Raw genomic sequence first — 17,737 nt, 5'->3', positions numbered from 1 at the left:
GGTCCCGACGCCCGCCCGAAGTACGTTCCGGTTCAGCTGGCCAGTACGGCGGCGAGCTGAGCCACCGCGAGGTCGATCTCCTCCTCGGTGATCACCAGCGGCGGGGCGAGCCGGATGGTGGAGCCGTGGGTGTCCTTGGCGAGCACACCGCGCTGGGCGAGCCGCTCGCACGCCTCCCGTCCGCTCATCAGCGCCGGGTCGATGTCCAGACCGGCCCAGAGACCACGGACGCGCACCCCGACCAGGCCCTTGCCGACCAGCCCCTCCAGGCCGGCCCGCAGCCGTTCGCCCAGCTCGGCCGAGCGGCGCTGGAACTCGCCGGTTGCCAGCAGCCGGACCACCTCGATCGCCACCGCGCAGGCCAGCGGGTTGCCGCCGAAGGTGGAGCCGTGCTGGCCGGGCTTGAGCACGCCGAGCACGTCGGCGTTCGCGGCCACGGCGGAAACCGGCACGATGCCGCCGCCGAGCGCCTTGCCCAGCAGGTACATGTCCGGCACGACGCCCTCGTGGTCACAGGCGAAGGTGGTGCCGGTGCGGCCCAGGCCGGACTGGATCTCGTCCGCGATGAAGAGCACGTTGCGGTCGGTGCAGACCTGGCGTACGCCTGGCAGGTAGCCCTCCGGCGGCATCACGACGCCCTGCTCGCCCTGGATCGGCTCCAGCAGCACGGCGACGGTGTTCTCGTCGATCGCGGCAGCCAGCGCGTCCAGGTCGCCGTACGGGACCACGGTGAAGCCCGGGGTGTACGGCCCGAAGTCGGCGCGGGCGTCCTCGTCGGTGGAGAAGCTCACGATGGTGGTGGTCCGGCCGTGGAAGTTGCCCTCGGCCACCACGATGTTGGCCTGACCGGCGGCCACACCCTTGACCTGGTAGCCCCACTTGCGGGCCACCTTGATCCCGGTCTCCACGGCCTCGGCGCCGGTGTTCATCGGCAGCACCAGATCCTTGCCGCACAGCTCGGCCAGCTCCCGGCAGAAGTCGGCGAACTGGTCGTGGATGAACGCCCGGCTGGTCAGCGTCAACCGGTCCAGCTGCGCGTGTGCGGCGGCGATCAGTTGTGGATGCCGGTGGCCGAAGTTGAGGGCGGAGTAGCCGGCCAGGCAGTCCAGGTAGCGCCGGCCGTCCACGTCGGTGAGCCAGGCACCCTCCGCAGACGAGATCACCACCGGCAGCGGGTGGTAGTTGTGCGCTGTCCAGCGCTCGGCGTCCCGGACCGCGCCCGGCGTCCGCAGCATGTCGTCCACGATCACTTGCTTGCCTTTCCCTGACGGAGTCGCAGCGTGCAGCACTTCGGTCCGCCGCCGGCCTTACGCAGCTCGGACAGGTCGACACCGATGGTCTCGTAGCCCCGGTCGCGCAGCTTGGCGGCCAGGTCGGTGGCCTGCGCGGGCAGCACCACGTGCCGCCCGTCGCTGACCGCGTTCAGCCCCAGCACCTCGGCGTCGGCCATGGTGGCGTGCACGGCGTCGGGGAAGAGCCGACGCAGCACGGCCTGGCTGCCGGGCGAGAACGCCTCGGGCAGGTACGCCACGGTCCGCTCGTCGAGCACGGTCAGCGCCGTGTCCAGGTGGTAGAAGCGGGGGTCGACCAGCTGCATGGTGATCACCGGGTAGCCGAAGACCTCCTGCAACTGGGCGTGCGAGGCGTGCGCGGTGCGGAACCCGGTGCCGGCCAGCAGGTAGTCGCCGGCCAGCAGGACGTCGCCTTCGCCCTCGTTGACGTGCTTCGGGTCGTACATCTCGAAGCCGGCGGCCTCGAACCACGCCCGGTAGGCCGGCGCCTCGTCGGCGCGCTGCGGGTCGCGGAACTGCACGGCCATCGCCTTGCCGTCGATCACGGTGCCGCCGTTGGCGGCGAAGACCATGTCGGGCAGGCCCTGCACCGGAGTGATCTCCTCGACGGTGTGGCCCAGGTCGAGGTACGTCTGGCGCAGCCGCTCCCACTGCTGGACGGCCAGCGCGGCGTCGACCGGCGCACTCGGGTCCATCCACGGGTTGATCGCGTAATCCACGGCGAAGTACGTCGGCCGGCACATCAACAGGCGCTGGCTGGTGGCGTCCATCGTCATTGTCCTGCTCCCAGGGGTCGGGCGCGCCCGGCCACCATGGCCCACGGGCTGGCGCCGTTGCTCAACGTTATGCGGCGCCAGCAGCAGGATCCACCACCGAGAGTTGCGCACACCGAACATTCGTTGCGTCTGAGCGGTTGGCGGCTGCGATTCGTTGCGTGAGCGGTCGGCGGGGCCGTGGAAACTCCTCGGGGCCCGGCGAACCGGGCCCTGGAAACACTTCAGGGGCGGCGAACCGCCGCCCCTGAAAGGGTGTCGCCCGGCCGATGAACCACCGGAGAGTTCGGGCTGCCGGCGAACCACCGGCTTTTGCCGGTGCACCACCGGCGAGCGGAACAGTGCCCGCTAGAAACGATCGACAAACTGTGAGTCGAGCCACTCGCGGAACCGCTGCACCCAGTCGCCGTCGGTGGTCGGCCAGTCGAACTGGCCGGTCATCGCCAGCACCCCGAGCACCACCGCGGCCAGCCCGATCAGCACGCCGAACAGCGCGTCGGTCTTGCCGGCGACATGCCGGCGGCGGGTGGCGGACAGGCCGAGCACCGAGAGCACCGCGCCGAGGGCGCCGAGCCCGATGCCGTACCCGGCCAGGGCGCCGGTCAGCACGAAGAGCGCACCGGCGACGGCGACGATGAGGCCGAACGTGGCGAGCAGGCTGGCGCGCGGCTTCGGGCCGCGCGTCACCGGCGGCTCGGTCCGCTCCGGTGCCGGGGAGACCGGCCGGTCGGTCGCGACCCGGTCCTCCGGGTCAGGCCGCCGGGTCTCGCCCTCCACCGGACGGGCGGTGGCGGCGCGGGCCACCGCGGCCCGTTCGGTCGCCCGCCGCTCGGCCTCGCCGGCGTCGCCGGCCTGGTCGTCGGTCGCGGTGGCGCTGCGGTACGTCGTCTGGTCGGCGGCCCGGTCGGTGACCACCGGGCGGCCGGGGCTGTCGTCCGACCGGCCCACGCCGGTGACCGCCGAGCTTTCCCGGCCGCTGTCGACCGGGGTGTCGCGGCCGTCAATGCGGCCGTCGAGGTTCTCGTCCCGCGTCGGTGCCGGCTCGGACCGGCGGGACAGCGAAGGAATCCTGACCACAACACACCTCCTGATGAATGCGTGGTGGCCGACGGAACGGGTGGCACCCACGCGGTATGTCACCGGAGGTACCCAGAAGCTCGATTTTCGACACCCGATCGCACCGGCGGTCAGGCCGGCACCGTCCATTTCTGGTTGGCGCCACCGGTGCAACTCCAGACCTGGGTGGGGGTGGCGTTGGCCGAGGTGTTGCCCACCACGTCCAGACACTTGTTCGCGCTGACGCTGACCAGGTCGCGGGCCGCCGTCGCGGTCCAGCGCTGGTTCGCGGCGGCGGTGCAGGTCCAGATCTGCACCCGGCTGCCGTCGGTCGTGGCGTTGTCCCGGACGTCCAGGCACTTGCCCAGCGCCCGCACGGTGCCGTCGGTGCCGAGCGTCCACTGCTGTGCGGCGCTGCCGTTGCAGTCGTACAGCTGGACGGCCGTGCCGTCGGCGCTGCTGGCCGCGGCCACGTCGAGGCACTTGCCGGCCAGTCCGACGATCGGGCCGGTCCGGCCCCCGCCGCCCCCACCGGACTGACTGCCCGACCAGGTGAAGGTGGCCGTGGTCCGGGCCGGCAGCGAGTACGTGAAGGACTGCCCGCCCCAGGCCACCTTGACCGACTGGGTGCCGGTGCCGCCGTTGTGGGCGATCAGCGCCTTGGAGCCGTCCGGGTTGACGTACGCCACGTTCGGCACCGAGCCGTTGGCGGTCGAGGCGATCCGGTACGCCCCGGGCTTGACGAACTTGGTGAGGTGCCCGGTGGTGTAGTACTCGATCGTGTAGTCGACCTGGCCGGCCCGGGAGCCGCCCTCCTGCACGGTGACCAGGCCGGTGCAGACGTCACATCCGCCGTTGTGCGGGCCCATCGACTGGTTGAGGGCGAGGCTCCACTTGACCAGGCTGCCGCTGTAGTTGCGGGCGTAGTTGACGATGTCGGCCAGGTCCTCGTTGTGCTGGTTGCTGATCCAGGTGCCGCCGGAGTGTTCGGTGCTGAACTGGCGTACCGCCGGGTACTGGTTGCGCACCTGGGTGCCGACCGCCGGGTCACCGAAGTAGCCGTGCCAGGCGATGCCGCCGAAGAGCGGGTCGTTGCGGACGGCGGCGTCGGCCAGCAGCACCGCGCCGAAGTTCGGATAGTCGCCGTAGTTCCAGTCGTGCACGAGCACCTTGGTGGTGAGGCCGGCGGCGCGCAGCGCCGGGTACAGGTGGTTCTTGGTGAGCTCCACCAGCCCGGACCCGTTCCAGCTCATGCCCGGGTAGTTCATCGCCGTCGGGTTGCCGGCCTGGCAGCAGTTCGGCTCGTTCTGCACCGAGAGGTAGTTCACCGGTACGCCGGCGGCCTGGTACATCTGCACGTACTTGACCAGGTACTGGGCGTACATCGGGTAGTACTCGGACTTGAGCCAGCCCATCTGGTCCATCCGGCCGTTGTCCTTCATCCAGCCCGGGGCGCTCCACGGCACGCCCATCACCCGCAGCGCCGGGTTGAGCGACCGGGCCTGTGCGGTGAGCAGCCGGACGTTGGTGTCGTAGCCGTTGGCGTGGAAGTCGTTCAGGTTGCAGCAGGTGTCGTCGAGCGAGACGTTGCCGGGGCGGGAGAGGTCTGAGGCGCCGATCGGGTTGCGGACGAAGGAGAGGCCGATGCCGTCGGTTGGGGAGAAGAGCTTGCTCATCACGGCGTCGCGGGTGGCGGCGCTGATCGGACCGCCTCGGAACAGGTACGCAGTGGTGTCGGTGATCGACGCGCCACCGCCCTCGAACTGCTGGTAGCGGGTGTTCTCGTCGACCGTGATGGTGTGCGTCGCGCCGCCGCTGGTGGCGGCGAAGGTGACCGGTGCCTGTGGTTGGAGGCCCCGGCTGACCTGGCGGCCACCGGAGTCCGAGGTGGTGGTCAGCCAGATGCTCACCGGCTCGCCGGCGGCGGACGCCGGGGCGGGCAGGGCGACCGTGGCGACGGCCGCGGCGGTGCAGAGCGCGAGCATGCTCGCCGCGGTCGTTCGGCGTCGGGACCGTCGGCGCTGGCCCGGTGGCGGGGGTACGGGGATGGCGGCCATTTGACGGCTTCCTCTCGCGCGGCGGATGGATGTCACGGATTGCCCCGACCTGTCCGGCATCCGTTGCCTACAGTTAATATTCCTTAGTAATAGAAGTCAATGGATTCCTTGGAGTTGCTCACCGGCTGCGTGGACCGGGGCCCAGCCCTCTGAGGTCGCTGCTGACTATCCTTGGCACCCGTGCCAGAGGGACACACGATTCATCGCCTGGCGGCTCGGCACGCCGAGCTGTTCGCCGGGGACAAGCTGCACGCCGCCAGCCCGCAGGGCCGTTTCACCGAGGGCGCCGCCCTGCTCTCCGGCACGGTGCTGGACGGCACCGAGGCGTACGGCAAGCACCTGCTGCACCACTACGCCGGCGAGCTGACCCTGCACGTGCACCTCGGGCTGTACGGAAAGTTCACCGACGGGCCGGGGGAGCCGCCGGAGCCGGTCGGTCAAATTCGGCTGCGGCTGGCCAGCGACCGGCACTGGCTGGACCTGCGCGGGCCGACCGCCTGCGAGCTGCTCACCCCGCCCGAGGTGGCCGCACTGCGTGGCCGCCTCGGGCCGGATCCGCTGCGCACCGATGCCGACCCGGAGCGGGCGTACGCCCGGATCTCGCGAAGCCCGACGCCGCTGACCGCGCTGCTGCTGGACCAGTCCGTGGTGGCCGGCACCGGGCTGATCTTCGTGACCGAGGCGCTGTTCCGGGCCGGGCTGCCGCCGACGCTGCCCGGGCGGCGGCTGACCCGGGCCGGTTGGGACGCGCTCTGGGCCGACCTGGTCGGGCTGATGCGGCTCGCGGTCGAGCACGGCCGGATCGACACCGTGCGTGACGCGCACCTGCCGGCGGCGATGGGCCGGCCGCCCCGGGTGGACCGGCACGGCGGCGAGGTGTACGTCTACCGCCGCCCCGGCGAGCCCTGCCACGTCTGCGGGGGCGAGGTGAGTCGGGGCGAGCTGGCCGGCCGCAACCTCTACTGGTGCCGCACCTGCCAGGCCGCCTGATCGGCCCGGTGCCGGACGCTGCTTCGATGCCCTGTCGAGCTGCCCCAGATATGGGGCGGCTCGACAACTGCGGTGCGGCTCGACAACCAGATATGGGGCAGCTCGACAGGGCGGTGGGCGGTCACTGCTCGTCAAGCAGCCAGCGGACCACCTCGAGCTGGTGCGGAAGCACCACGTCCCCGTCGATGCTCCAGGCCAGCGTGTGCCCGATGGTCCAGCCTCGGACCCGCTCCCGGTCCAGCCCCAACTCGGCGCTGAGCCGGTCCAGCCGGTGCCGGACGGCGGCCGGCGAGTGGCCCAACTCCCGGCCGCGCACCATCGGCACCACCGAGAACTCCCGCTCGCCGGTCAGCGGCTTCGGGTCGATCACCAGCCACGGTTCCCGGTCGGCGGCGAGCACGTTGCCGGCGTGCAGGTCCTGGTTGACCAGCACCTGCTCGCCCTGGCTCGATGCCAGCCCGGCGAGCAGGGCGAGCGCGGCGTCGAGCAGCCGCCGCTCGTACGGCCGGCCGGCCCGTTCCCAGGCTTGGGGCATCCGGTCGATCCAGCCGGCGGCCTCCTCGGCCAGTGGGGTGAACGGCGTGCCGGCCGGGCGCCACAGCCGGCGCAGCAGTCCGGTCACCACGTCCAGCGCCCGGTCCATGGGCAACTCGTGCAGTGCCGTCCCGGGTCGGCAGCGCTCCACCAGCAGCGCCCGCCGCTGCGGGTCGTGGTCGAGCAGCCGGATCGCCCCGTCCCCGTCCCACCGAGCCAGCGCGTCGGCCTCGTGCCGGCTCTCCCCATCCGGGAACTGGAGCTTCAGCACGGCCGCCGTGCCGTCGGGCAGGTCGGCGGGGAGCGCCAGCGAGGCGAAGGCGTACCGGAAGGGTGGCCCGAGTCGCAGCGACCACCGTTCGGCGCACTCCGCCAGCCGGCCGGGGAGCGTGGCCAGCCAGTCCCGGCCGGCGGGTGATCCGCGTACCCAGTCGAGTCCCTCGGGCAGCTCCATCCGGCCATCGTGGAGCATCCGTGGCCGCGCGGCTGGCCCGGGTCGTCACGGTGCCGATGTGATGCGGCAGGGAATTGACAGCCGACGGGTGCCGGAGCAGGGTGGAGTCGAGACAACGATGTCAACGGGCAAATGGGAGGAATCGTACTCATGATCCTTCCCGTAGCGCGGCCGGCCGGCTCGCGGCGTCCCGTTGGCGGTTTTCCGGCGCGGACCCGGTCCGCCCGCCGATCCTGACCGTATGTCCCTTTCCTACCCGACGGTGACCAGCTGAGATGACCGACGTGCCCCGATCTGACGCCGAACTGACCCTCGCCCCGGCCGGGGCGCCCGAACTGCCCGACCTCGAAGAGTTCCTCGCCGACCAGACCCGCACCCTGCTCGACACGGTCCGCCGCGCGGTCCGGCCCGAGGGCGGCTTCTGGTGGTTGACCGACGACCGCACTCCGGACCCCACCGAGCCGCTGCACACCTGGATCACCTGCCGGATGACCCACGTGTCGGCCATCGCCTACCGCAACGGCGACCCGGACGCTGCCGCCCTGGTCGACCACGGAGTCGCCGCGCTCAGCACACTGCTGCGCGACGACCGGTACGGCGGCTGGTTCAGCGCCGTGGACCAGCAGGGGTCGCCGACCAACGAGCGCAAGGCCGGGTACGACCACGCGTTCGTGCTGCTCGCCGCGTCCGGCGCGGCGCGCGCCGGACGGCCCGGCGCGGACCGGCTCCTCGCCGACGCGCTGACCGTGGTGCGGGACCGGTTCTGGGACGACGACGCTGGAGCGGTCCGCGAGTCCTGGAACCGGGACTGGACGGTCACCGAGGACTACCGGGGCGCGAACAGCAGCATGCATATGGTCGAGTCGTTCCTCGGCGCGGCCGCCGCCACCGGCGATCCGAGCTGGACCGACCGGGCCCTGCGGATCGGCACCCACCTGGTGCACGGGGAGGGCGCCCGGCACGACTGGCGGCTGCCCGAGCACTTCACCGCCGACTGGGCGCCGCTACCCGACTACAACCGGGACCGGCCCGCCGACCCGTTCCGGCCGTACGGCTCCACCATGGGGCACTGGCTGGAGTGGGCCCGGCTGCTGCTGGAGCTGGAGGCGGTCCTGCCGCAGCCGCCGAGTTGGCTGCTCACCGACGCCCGCGCCCTGTTCGCCGCCGCCGTGCGACGTGGTTGGGCGGTCGACGGCGCCGACGGCTTCGTCTACACCATCGACTGGGACGACCGGCCGGTGGTCCGCTCCCGGATGCACTGGGTGGTGGCCGAGGCGATCGGGGCGGCGGTCACCCTGCACCGGCGCACCGGGGACGCGGTCTACGCCGACTGGTACCGGGTGTTCTGGGGATACGCGCGCCGCTACCTGATCGACGACAGCGGGTGGCGGCACGAGCTGGATCCGCAGAACCGGCCCGCCAGCACGGTCTGGCACGGCCGGCCGGACGTCTACCACGCCTACCAGGCGGTTCTGCTGTCCCGCTCGGCCGACGGGCTCGGCGGCCCCGGCCCGCTCGCCCCGGGCGAGGTGCCCGCGTGATCGTGGTGGCCGGCGAGGCCCTGATCGACCTGGTGGTCTCCGCCGAGGGCGAGCGGGCGGTGCCGGGCGGCTCGCCGGCGAACGTGGCGGTCACTCTGGCCCGACTCGACCAGCCGGTGCGGCTGCTGGCCCGGCTCGGCGCCGACGGGTACGGCAAGCAGCTCACCGAACACCTGACCGCCAACCGGGTGGACCTGGGGTGGGCGGTCCGCGCCGAGCAGCCCACCTCGGTGGCGCTGGCCACCCTGGACGCCACCGGGCAGGCCAGCTACGAGTTCCGGTTGATCGGCACGGCGGACTGGCAGTGGACGCCCCAGGAGCTGCCCGAACTGGCCGGGACGTCGGCGACCGCCCTGCACACCGGGTCGCTCGCGCTCGCACTGGCGCCCGGCGCGCAGGTGCTGGAGGACCTGCTCGCCCGCGAACGCCGCCGGGACGGGCTCACCGTCTCGATCGACCTCAACCTGCGTCCGGGCATCGTCACCGACCGGGCGGCGGAGCAGGCGAGGGTGGAACGGCAGGTGAGCCTCGCGCACCTGGTCAAGGCCAGCGACGAGGACCTGGCCTGGCTCTACCCGGACCGGACGGTGTCCGACGTGATGGCTGGGTGGCGTGCGGCCGGGGTGTGCTGCGCAGTGGTGACCCGGGGCGGGGACGGTGCCTGGCTGCTCGCCCCGGACGGGTCGATGCACGAGGAGCCGGCGGTGCCCACCACGGTGGTCGACACCGTCGGCGCCGGCGACGCGTTCACCGGCGGCCTGCTGGCCGCGCTGGCCGACCTCGACGCGCTCGGTGGCCGGCCGGCCGACCGGCTCGCCGCGGTAACCGCGGAGCAGTGGGCCGCAGTGCTCCGCCAAGCCGCAACAGTAGCCGCGCTCACCTGCGGCCGCCGGGGTGCGGACCCGCCCCGCCGCGCCGAGCTCGACTCCCTGCTCCGCGCCTGACTGTGGGGTCGATCATGGAGTTGTGGTGGGCGTTTGACCGCACTTCGCGGCATACGCGAGGCACCACAACTCCATGATCGACGCTGGAGAGGGGGCTGCGCCTCAGGCGGTCGGTGGGGGCAGGCCTCGGCGCAGCAGCCGGGTGGGGAGCACCGTGGTTGACGGTGGCGAGTTGTCGCCGGCGATCCGCTGGAACAGCCGCTCGGTGGCGACCCGGGCCAGCTCCCGGGTGTCGTACCCGACGACGGTCAGCGGCCGGGGCATCAGGTGGGCCAGCTCGAAGTCGTCGAAACCGGCCAGTGCGGCGTCGCTGCCTCGCCGGTGCAACTCCTGCAGTGCACCGACGGTGAGCCGGTTGTTGCCGCAGAAGAAGGCGGTGGGCGGGTCCGGCAGGTCGAGCAGTTCGGCGACGGCCCGCCCGGCTTCCTCCGGTGCGATGAGCCGGTCGCGGACCAAGGACTCGTCGGGCTCGATCCCGGCGGCGGCCAGCGCCGCCCGCACGCCGGCCAGCCGCTCGCGAATGGTGGGCACGGTCGGCGCGCCGAGCAGGACACCCACCCGGCGGTGCCCCTCGTCGAGCAGTGCGCCGACCCCGGCCCGGCTGCCGCCCTGGTTGTCCAGCAGTACGGCGTCCGCGAGCAGCCCCTGCGGCGGCCGGTCCAGGAAGACCACCGGCATGCCCAGCTCGACCTCGCGGCGCAGGAACGAGTGGTCCAGGCCGGCCGGCACCACCAGCAGCCCGTCGACGCGGCGCTGGGTGAAGTCCTGGAGCAGGGCGCGTTCCCGCTCCGGATCCTCCTCGGAGGAGGCGGTGATCAGCATGGTGCCGTGCTCGGCCGCGATGTCGGCGGCGACGCTGGCGATGGTGGCGTAGAACGGGTTCGCGATCTCCTCGATGAGCAGACCGACGGTGGCGTTGAGCTGCCGGGAGCGGAGGTTGCGGGCGATGTCGTTGCGCCGGAACCCCAGCTCGGTGATGGCGGCCAGCACCCGGGCGACCAACTCCTGACCCACCGGCTCGTCGTTGACCACGCGAGAGACCGTCTTCAGGCTGACCCCGGCGCGTCGGGCCACGTCGACCATCGTCGGGCGGCGGCGCGCGGCCGGTCGGATCGGGGTCTGGGTCACGGGATGGTCCTCCACGGCGGACGCGGGTCAGCGGCTGGCGGCGGCCAGCACGTCGACCGCTTTTCGGGCGGCGATCAGCACCGGGTCCCATACCGGCGCGTACGGCGGAGCGTAGCCCAGGTCGAGCGCCGTCATATCGTCCACCGTCATGCCGTTCCACAGCGCCACGGCCAGTGTGTCGATCCGTTTTGCCGCCTCGGACCAGCCGACGATCTGCGCGCCGAGCAGCCGCCCGCTGGGTCGCTCGGCGATCAGCTTGACGGTCATCGGCCGGGCACCGGGGTAGTAGCCGGCCCGGTTGGTCGACTCGGCGATGACCGAGACGAAGTCGAAGCCGGCCTCGGTGGCGTCCCGCTCGCGCAGCCCCGTCCGGCCCACCTCCAGATCGCAGACCTTGGTGACCGCCGTGCCGATCACGCCCATGAAGGTGGCGTACCCGCCGCCGATGTTGATCCCGGCCACCCGGCCCTGCTTGTTGGCGTGCGTGCCCAGCGGCACGTGCACCTGCATCCCGCTGACCCGGTGCAGTGTCTCCACGCAGTCGCCGGCCGCCCAGACCCCGGGCAGCCCGACCACCCGCATCCTGCGATCCACCCGGATCCCGCCGGTCGGCCCCATCGGCAGCCCGGCCGCCTCGGCGAGCGCGGTGTTGGGGCGTACGCCCAGACCCAGGACCACGACGTCGGTCGGGATCGACCCCTCGGCGGTGACCACCGCGGACACCCGGCCGTCCCGCTGCTCCAGGCCGTTCACGGACAGGCCGGTGCGGATCGTGACGCCCAGGCCGCGCATCGCGTCGGCGACCAGCTCGGCCATGTCGCCGTCCACCGTCGACATGGGCTGGTCGCCCCGCTCGACCAGGGTGACGGAGAGGCCGCGCTGGATCAGCGCCTCGGCCATCTCGACGCCGATGTACCCGCCGCCGATCACCACCGCCCGGTGCGGCTGCGGCTCGCCGTCCAGCCAGTCGCGCAGCTCCGCTCCGTCGTCGAGGGTCTGCATGCCGAACACGCCGGCCACGTCCGTCTCCGCCCACGGCGGCTTCACCGGCACCGCGCCGGCGGCGTACAGCAGTTCGTCGAAGCGCTCGCGGACCTCGTCGCCCTGCTCCAGGTCCCGGGCGACCACCTCGCGGCGCTCCAGGTCGATGGCGACCACCTCGTGGCGTATCCGCACGTCGATGGCGAACTCGGTGCGGAACGTCTGCGGGTCCCGGGCGATCAGCTGCTCAGGGTCGGGCACCAGGCCACTGATCCAGTACGGAATGCCGCATGCCGAGTAGGACGTGAAGTGCCCCCGCTCGAAGACCACGATCTCCAGGTCCTCGCGGCCACGGCGGCGTCGGGCCTGAGACGCCGCCGACATTCCGGCGGCGTCCCCACCGATGACGATCAGTCTTTGCGCCACGGAACCATCCTGTCACGCGGTGATCAGCCGCGGGTCTGTCGCGCCACGTCCTGCACGACGTCGGTGAGCCGCCCGGCGCGGGCGAAAACCGCGCGCTGCCGCGCCGCGCCGCTGCCGTGCCGGCGCAGCCCGCCCAGCAGGTCGGTCACCTCGGCCCAGTCGTCGTGCTGCTCCAGCGCGGGTCGCATCCGTTCCACGAACTGGTCCAGCAGCTCCCAGGCGGGGCGCAGCTCGCCGGTGGTGACGTCGACGCCCTCGCCCTCCAGGCCGTCGTGGGCCGCCCGCCAGTGCGCGCCGACCAGCAGGTGGTGGTCGGTCTGCAGCGCCGGCCGGTCGGCCTCGACGTCCGCCATGGCGGTGGCCACCAGGGCCCGGACCAGCGCGGCGACCAGCACCGCGTCGTCGACGGACGGGCAGACGTCGCCGATCCGCAGCTCGACGGTCGGGTACTTCGCCGACAGTCGCGCGTACCAGTAGAGCATCCCCTCGTCGAGCATCAACCCGCTGGAGATCAACTGGCGGATCAGCCGCTGGTAGTGCTCGTGCGACTCCAGCCACGGCGTCGGCGCCACCGACGGCCAGCGCTCCCACTCCACCGAGCGCCAGCTGGCGTAGCCGGTGTCCTCGCCCCGGGCGAACGGGGAGTTGGTGGTCACCGCGTGCAGCATCGGCAGCCAGGGGCGGACGTGGTTGAGCACCTGCACGCCGGTCTCCGGGTCGGGGATGCCGACGTGTACGTGCATGCCGTTGTTGCCGGGGCCGGGGACGAGCAACCGGAACCGTTCGATCATGCGGTCGAAGCGGGGCTTGTCCACCACCGGCGGCACCGGGCCGTCCACCGGGCCGGTGCCGATGGCCAGCAGCCGTACGCCGGCCCGCTCGGCGGCGTCGGCGAGCGCCTGGCGCAGCACGCCGAGGGAGTGCCGGATCGACGAGAGTTCCAGGCCGGGCGGGCTGCCGATCTCGATCTGGCTGGTCTGGAACTCCCGCTCCACCTGCCCGCGCAGCTCTGCCGGCACCTGCTCCAGGACGAGGTCGACGGCGGGCACCGCGGCCCCGGTGTGCGGGTCGACGAGCAGGAACTCCTCCTCGACACCCACGGTCAGCAGTTCGGTCCCCGCGGTCGTCTCGTGCGGCATCTCCGCCAACTGGCCGGTCATCGACACCACCGTCCGTTCCTGCCGGTCGCGGTCCGTCCGCGTCGGTCGGTCGTTTGGTTACCCACAGTGGCGATGCCGGGAAACGTGGTGGCGGCGCGTCGCACGTCGCACCTGGCGTGTCGGCCGGCCGCTGGATTCGGGTACGCGCCTCGGCCGCACACCGGGCCCGCGATCCGGCCCGCCGACGTGACACCGGGTCCTAGGCTGATCCCGTGCCGGTGCCGCTGGGGTTCGTCTGGGTCGCGTGGATGTCCGCGTTCGCCCAGGTCACCCTGCTTGCGGACCGCCCGACTGACCTGCTCGCCGGTGCCGCGTTGACCACCCTGGCACTGCTGGCCGCGCTGCTCGCGGCGCGGGTGCTGGGCCGCATGAGCCCACCGGGCACCGGGCGACGCCGGGTCGGGCTGCGCGCCCGCTCCCGTGGTCGCCAGGTGCCCCGACAGGTCGACCCCGACGCCGCCGGTCGGCCCCGCCCCCACGCACCCGGTCACCCCTCGGCCGCGTAGCGCCACGCCGCCGCGCGGCCGATCCCGCCGTCACCGGTCCTTCCGCCGGGCTAACGCCGCCGGGAGGACCCCACCGGAATCGGACCCGAGGGGTTTCCCATGCTCGCCTTCGCACCACTGCACGGCGCGGTCGGCGCCGCCGGCACCGCGCTTTCCTGGCTCACCGATCTGCTCGAACCGCTGGCCGGTGGCATGGCGACCGCCGCCGCCATCGTGCTGTTCACCATCGCCGTCCGGTTGCTCATCTCGCCGCTCACCGTCGCGCAGGTCCGCGGCGAGCGGCGCCGCGCGGCGCTCGCCCCGCAGGTGCGCGACCTGCAGCGGCGGTACGCCGACGACCCGGCGAAGCTCCAGGGCGAGGTGTTCGCCCTGTACCGCTCGGCCGGCGCCAACCCGATCGCCGGCTGCCTGCCATTGCTGCTCCAGGCACCGTTCCTGCTGGTCCTGTACCGGTTGTTCAGCAGCACCGAGGGCGGCACCGGGCTGCTGGAGGAGCGGTTGGCCGGGGTGCCGCTGGGCCATCATCTCGGCGACGGACTTGCCGGCGCGGCCGGTCCGCTCTTCGCCATCCTGTTGGCCGTGCTGCTGCTGTTGGCCTGGTGGTCGTCCCGGCGGGCCCGCCGGGCGTCGGCGGCGGTCGGCACGGTGGCCGGTACGCCCACCGAGGGGCCGGGTGCCGCCACGCTCGCCCGGTTGCTGCCCCTGCTGCCGTTCACGACAGTGCTGGTGGCGCTGGTGCTGCCGCTCGCGGCGGTGATCTACCTGGTGACCACGACCGCCTGGTCGGCACTGGAGCAGGCGGTGCTCCGGCGCCCGCAGGCGGCTCCGGCGAGCGTCGACATAGATCGACGTTGACAACTGTCACGGTGGGACGTACAACTCTGAGAGAGCGCTCTCTCGGCCCGTCCCCGCAGAGAGGCACGTCCATGCCACCTCCTCCGGCGGCCACCGCCGCCCCGCCCGTCCGACGCCGCCTGCGGCTGGCGTCCGTCCTGCTCGTCGCCACCACCACCGTCCTGGCCGGCATCACCGTGACCGCGCAGGCCGCCGTTCCGCCCCCCGCCGCCGGCTGGAGCACGGTCTGGAGCGACGACTTCACCGGCGCGGCCGGCACCCTGCCGTCGGCCGCCAACTGGATCATCGACACCGGGCACAACTACCCCGGCGGCCCGGCCAACTGGGGCACCGGCGAGATCCAGAACTACACCGCCAGCACCGCCAACGTCAGCCACGACGGCGGCGGCAACCTGCGGATCACGCCGCTGCGCGACGGTGGGGGCGGTTGGACCTCCGCCCGGATCGAAACCGTGCGCAGCGACTTCAAGGCCCCGGCCGGCGGCGTGCTGGCCATTGAGGGCCGGATCCAGATGCCGAACGTCACCGGTGCCGCGGCGGCCGGCTACTGGCCTGCGTTCTGGGCGCTCGGCGCGCCCTACCGAGGCAACTACCAGAACTGGCCGGGCATCGGCGAGTTCGACGTGATGGAGAACGTCAACGGCATCAACTCGGTCTGGGGCGTGCTGCACTGCGGCGTCGCCCCCGGCGGGCCGTGCGACGAGTTCAACGGCATCGGCGCGTCCCGGGCCTGCCCGGGCGCCAGCTGCCAGTCCGCGTTCCACACCTACCGGTTCGAGTGGGACGCCTCGATCAGCCCCCAGCAACTGCGCTGGTACGTCGACGGGCAGCTCTACCACACCGTCACCCAGAGTCGGGTCGGTGAACCGGCCTGGTCGCAGATGACCTCGCACGCGGGCTATTTCCTGCTGCTCAACGTGGCGATGGGCGGGGCGTTCCCGAACGGGGTGGCCGGCAGCGGCACGCCCACCGCGGCGACCGTCCCGGGTCGGCCGATGCTGGTCGACTACGTGGCGGTGTACCGCCGTGGCGGCGGGACCACCCCGCCGCCCACCACTCCACCGCCCGGCGGGACGAGGGACGCGTACGGGCAAATCGAGGCCGAGTCGTTCAACGGGCAGAACGGAGTGTTCGTCGAGGCGTGCGCCGAGGGCGGGCAGAACATCGGCGCGCTGCGTAACGGCGACTGGGTGCGCTACGACAACGTCGAGTTCGGCTCCACGCCGGCGCGGGACTTCGTGGCGCGGGTGGCATCCGGCGCGGGTGGCGGGGTCAGTGGCCTGGTCGAGGTGCGGCTGGACAGCCCGACGGCGGCGCCCATCGGCAGCTTCGCGATCGGCAACACCGGCGGCTGGCAGAGCTGGCGCTCGGTGCCCGGAAACGTCGGCGCGGTGACCAGCCGGCACACCGTCTACCTCACCTTCACCAGCGGCCAACCGAACGACTTCGTCAACGTCAACTGGTTCACCTTCCGCCGCTGAGGCGGGCCTTTCGGGTCTCCCGTCGTGTCGCCGCACGGCGGGAGGCCCGATCATCCGCGTCAACCCCTGGACAGAAACAGTTAACTGTCTTAATAATTAGCGCCAACGTTGACGTCCATGGATGCCTGCCCGGGCGTGGAGGGTCGCATGAAACCTGCCAGATCCCTTGTCCTGTCCCTGGTCACCGCGCTCGTCGCGACGCTCGGCGCGGCCTGGGTCGCGCTGCCCGCGTTCGCCGCCGGGGCCACCGCCGGCTTCGTCAAAACGGCCGACTGGGGCTCCGGCTGGGAGGGGAAGTACACCATCACCAACGGCGGCGGCTCGACCATCAACGGTTGGAGCCTCGCCTTCGACCTGCCGGCCGGCACCACCCTCGGCAGCTACTGGGACGCGCTGCTCAGCTCCGCCGGCCAGCGGCACACCTTCACCAACCGGTCCTGGAACGGCAGCATCGCCCCTGGTGCCTCGGTCTCCTTCGGCTTCCTGGCCAGCGGCTCCGGCTCGCCGAGCGGCTGCCAGCTCAACGGCGCACCCTGCGGTGGAGGCACCCCGCCCACCACCCCGCCACCGACCACGCCACCGCCGACCACCCCGCCACCGACCACGCCGCCCCCGACGAACCCACCGCCCACCGGTGGGCTGCCGAAGCACCTGCTCACCGGCTACTGGCACAACTTCGACAACCCCGCCGTGGAGCTGCGGCTGCGCGACGTCCCCGCTGACTACGACCTGGTGGCGGTCGCCTTCGCCGAGGCCACCGCGACGCCGGGCGCACTCACCTTCGGCATCGATCCCGGGCTGTCCGCCGCGCTCGGCGGCTACACCGACGCCGACTTCACCGCGGACGTGCGCACCCTGCACGACCGGGGCAAGCGGGTGATCCTCTCGGTCGGTGGCGAGGCCGGCCGGGTCACGGTCAACGACGCCGCCTCGGCCACCGTGTTCGCCGACACGGCCGCCGCGCTGATCGCCCGCTACGGCTTCGACGGGATCGACATCGACCTGGAGAACGGGCTCAACCCGACGTACATGGCACAGGCGCTGCGCGCACTGCGGGCCAAGGTCGGCGCGGGCCTGATCATCGCGATGGCGCCGCAGACCATCGACATGCAGTCCCCGCCCGGCGGCTACTTCAAGCTGGCCCTGGACATCAAGGACATCCTCACCGTGGTCAACACCCAGTACTACAACTCCGGGGCGATGCTCGGCTGCGACCAGAACGCCGCGTACGCCCAGGGCACGGTGAACTTCATCGTCGCGCTGGCCTGCATCCAACTGGAGGCCGGACTTCGCCCCGACCAGGTCGGCCTCGGCCTGCCCGCCGGACCGGGCGCGGCCGGTGGCGGCATCGTCGCGCCCAGCGTGGTCAACGCCGCGCTGGACTGTTTGGCCCGGGGCACCAACTGCGGCAGCTTCCGGCCGCCGCGCACCTACCCCGGCATCCGTGGCGCGATGACCTGGTCGGTGAACTGGGACGTCAGCAACGGCAACGGCTTCGCCCGCGCGGTGGCGCCGCACCTGGACACCCTGCCCTGACCGGTCGGCGTCCATCCGGGTTG

The 17,737-nt window shown here is 72.5% G+C and carries 15 protein-coding genes; 7 read left to right on the top strand and 8 right to left on the bottom strand.

Annotated elements, in window-relative coordinates; genetic code table 11:
• Positions 1-32 precede the first annotated feature (32 nt).
• The 4 genes from rocD to ACFY29_RS17420 form a co-directional block, all read right to left on the bottom strand.
• Positions 33-1,235, bottom strand: coding sequence for an ornithine--oxo-acid transaminase (rocD, locus tag ACFY29_RS17435; RefSeq protein WP_386988466.1), 1,203 nt, complete (start codon positions 1,233-1,235; stop codon positions 33-35).
• 11 nt (positions 1,236-1,246) lie between these two features.
• Positions 1,247-2,062: a dimethylargininase gene (gene ddaH / locus ACFY29_RS17430; protein WP_386988462.1), complete on the bottom strand. Its 816-nt coding sequence runs from the start codon at positions 2,060-2,062 to the stop codon at positions 1,247-1,249.
• 351 nt (positions 2,063-2,413) lie between these two features.
• Positions 2,414-3,142 carry a DMT family transporter gene (locus tag ACFY29_RS17425; protein WP_328419944.1) on the bottom strand — a complete coding sequence of 243 codons (729 nt, stop codon included), beginning with the start codon at positions 3,140-3,142 and terminating at the stop codon, positions 2,414-2,416.
• Positions 3,143-3,252: 110 nt separating this feature from the next.
• The gene (locus tag ACFY29_RS17420; RefSeq protein WP_386987277.1) at positions 3,253-5,178 is read right to left on the bottom strand and encodes a ricin-type beta-trefoil lectin domain protein; all 1,926 of its coding nucleotides are present in this window, start codon (positions 5,176-5,178) and stop codon (positions 3,253-3,255) included.
• A 180-nt stretch (positions 5,179-5,358) separates the two neighbouring features.
• Between ACFY29_RS17420 and ACFY29_RS17415 the strand changes: the two genes are divergently transcribed.
• Positions 5,359-6,168, top strand: a complete 810-nt coding sequence (locus ACFY29_RS17415; RefSeq protein ID WP_386987274.1) for an Fpg/Nei family DNA glycosylase — start codon at positions 5,359-5,361, stop codon at positions 6,166-6,168.
• Positions 6,169-6,289: 121 nt separating this feature from the next.
• On the opposite strand, the gene ACFY29_RS17410 is transcribed toward ACFY29_RS17415, so the two are convergent.
• Positions 6,290-7,156: an aminoglycoside phosphotransferase family protein gene (locus tag ACFY29_RS17410; protein ID WP_386987272.1), complete on the bottom strand. Its 867-nt coding sequence runs from the start codon at positions 7,154-7,156 to the stop codon at positions 6,290-6,292.
• Positions 7,157-7,431: 275 nt separating this feature from the next.
• Between ACFY29_RS17410 and ACFY29_RS17405 the strand changes: the two genes are divergently transcribed.
• Both ACFY29_RS17405 and ACFY29_RS17400 read left to right on the top strand, forming a co-directional pair.
• Positions 7,432-8,697, top strand: coding sequence for an AGE family epimerase/isomerase (locus ACFY29_RS17405; protein ID WP_386987269.1), 1,266 nt, complete (start codon positions 7,432-7,434; stop codon positions 8,695-8,697).
• A complete protein-coding gene (locus tag ACFY29_RS17400; RefSeq protein WP_386987266.1) occupies positions 8,694-9,641 on the top strand; it encodes a carbohydrate kinase in 948 nt (315 codons plus the stop codon). Before ACFY29_RS17405 ends, ACFY29_RS17400 begins: the two co-directional genes overlap by 4 nt.
• A gap of 102 nt (positions 9,642-9,743) precedes the next feature.
• Here the strand turns inward: ACFY29_RS17400 and ACFY29_RS17395 are convergent, their stop codons facing one another.
• From ACFY29_RS17395 to ACFY29_RS17385, 3 genes are all read right to left on the bottom strand, one after another.
• Entirely contained in the window at positions 9,744-10,724 is a 981-nt protein-coding gene (locus tag ACFY29_RS17395; protein WP_355608725.1) for a LacI family DNA-binding transcriptional regulator, read from the bottom strand.
• A 72-nt stretch (positions 10,725-10,796) separates the two neighbouring features.
• Positions 10,797-12,176, bottom strand: coding sequence for an FAD-dependent oxidoreductase (locus ACFY29_RS17390; RefSeq protein WP_386987264.1), 1,380 nt, complete (start codon positions 12,174-12,176; stop codon positions 10,797-10,799).
• A 23-nt stretch (positions 12,177-12,199) separates the two neighbouring features.
• Positions 12,200-13,336 (bottom strand): glutamate--cysteine ligase, encoded by a 1,137-nt coding sequence (locus ACFY29_RS17385; protein WP_386987261.1) that lies wholly within the window; start codon positions 13,334-13,336, stop codon positions 12,200-12,202.
• Positions 13,337-13,548: 212 nt separating this feature from the next.
• Between ACFY29_RS17385 and ACFY29_RS17380 the strand changes: the two genes are divergently transcribed.
• From ACFY29_RS17380 to ACFY29_RS17365, 4 genes are all read left to right on the top strand, one after another.
• On the top strand, positions 13,549-13,842 hold the full coding sequence (locus ACFY29_RS17380) for a hypothetical protein (RefSeq protein WP_386987258.1): 294 nt from the start codon (positions 13,549-13,551) through the stop codon (positions 13,840-13,842).
• A 99-nt stretch (positions 13,843-13,941) separates the two neighbouring features.
• Positions 13,942-14,697, top strand: coding sequence for a YidC/Oxa1 family membrane protein insertase (locus tag ACFY29_RS17375; protein ID WP_386987255.1), 756 nt, complete (start codon positions 13,942-13,944; stop codon positions 14,695-14,697).
• 71 nt (positions 14,698-14,768) lie between these two features.
• Complete coding sequence (locus ACFY29_RS17370; protein ID WP_386987252.1) at positions 14,769-16,178, top strand: carbohydrate-binding protein; 1,410 nt, start codon at positions 14,769-14,771, stop codon at positions 16,176-16,178.
• 147 nt (positions 16,179-16,325) lie between these two features.
• Positions 16,326-17,714 (top strand): chitinase, encoded by a 1,389-nt coding sequence (locus ACFY29_RS17365; RefSeq protein WP_386987249.1) that lies wholly within the window; start codon positions 16,326-16,328, stop codon positions 17,712-17,714.
• The last annotated feature ends 23 nt before the right edge of the window (positions 17,715-17,737 follow it).

Source organism: Micromonospora sp. NPDC000668, assembly GCF_042897975.1.
GTDB lineage: Bacteria > Actinomycetota > Actinomycetes > Mycobacteriales > Micromonosporaceae > Micromonospora.
Note: the sequence above shows the minus strand (reverse complement) of the source record. Positions and strands in the feature narration are given on the sequence as shown.

Excerpts from the sequence above, each read along its gene's own strand:
- ACFY29_RS17405 (WP_386987269.1), top strand. The coding sequence starts at position 7,432 with ATGACCGACGTGCCCCGATCTGACGCCGAACTGACCCTCGCCCCGGCC.
- ACFY29_RS17375 (WP_386987255.1), top strand. The coding sequence starts at position 13,942 with ATGCTCGCCTTCGCACCACTGCACGGCGCGGTCGGCGCCGCCGGCACC.
- ACFY29_RS17385 (WP_386987261.1), bottom strand. The coding sequence starts at position 13,336 with ATGACCGGCCAGTTGGCGGAGATGCCGCACGAGACGACCGCGGGGACC.
- ACFY29_RS17370 (WP_386987252.1), top strand. The coding sequence starts at position 14,769 with ATGCCACCTCCTCCGGCGGCCACCGCCGCCCCGCCCGTCCGACGCCGC.
- ACFY29_RS17420 (WP_386987277.1), bottom strand. The coding sequence starts at position 5,178 with ATGGCCGCCATCCCCGTACCCCCGCCACCGGGCCAGCGCCGACGGTCC.
- rocD (WP_386988466.1), bottom strand. The coding sequence starts at position 1,235 with ATGCTGCGGACGCCGGGCGCGGTCCGGGACGCCGAGCGCTGGACAGCG.
- ACFY29_RS17410 (WP_386987272.1), bottom strand. The coding sequence starts at position 7,156 with ATGGAGCTGCCCGAGGGACTCGACTGGGTACGCGGATCACCCGCCGGC.
- ACFY29_RS17365 (WP_386987249.1), top strand. The coding sequence starts at position 16,326 with ATGAAACCTGCCAGATCCCTTGTCCTGTCCCTGGTCACCGCGCTCGTC.
- ACFY29_RS17395 (WP_355608725.1), bottom strand. The coding sequence starts at position 10,724 with ATGGTCGACGTGGCCCGACGCGCCGGGGTCAGCCTGAAGACGGTCTCT.
- ddaH (WP_386988462.1), bottom strand. The coding sequence starts at position 2,062 with ATGGACGCCACCAGCCAGCGCCTGTTGATGTGCCGGCCGACGTACTTC.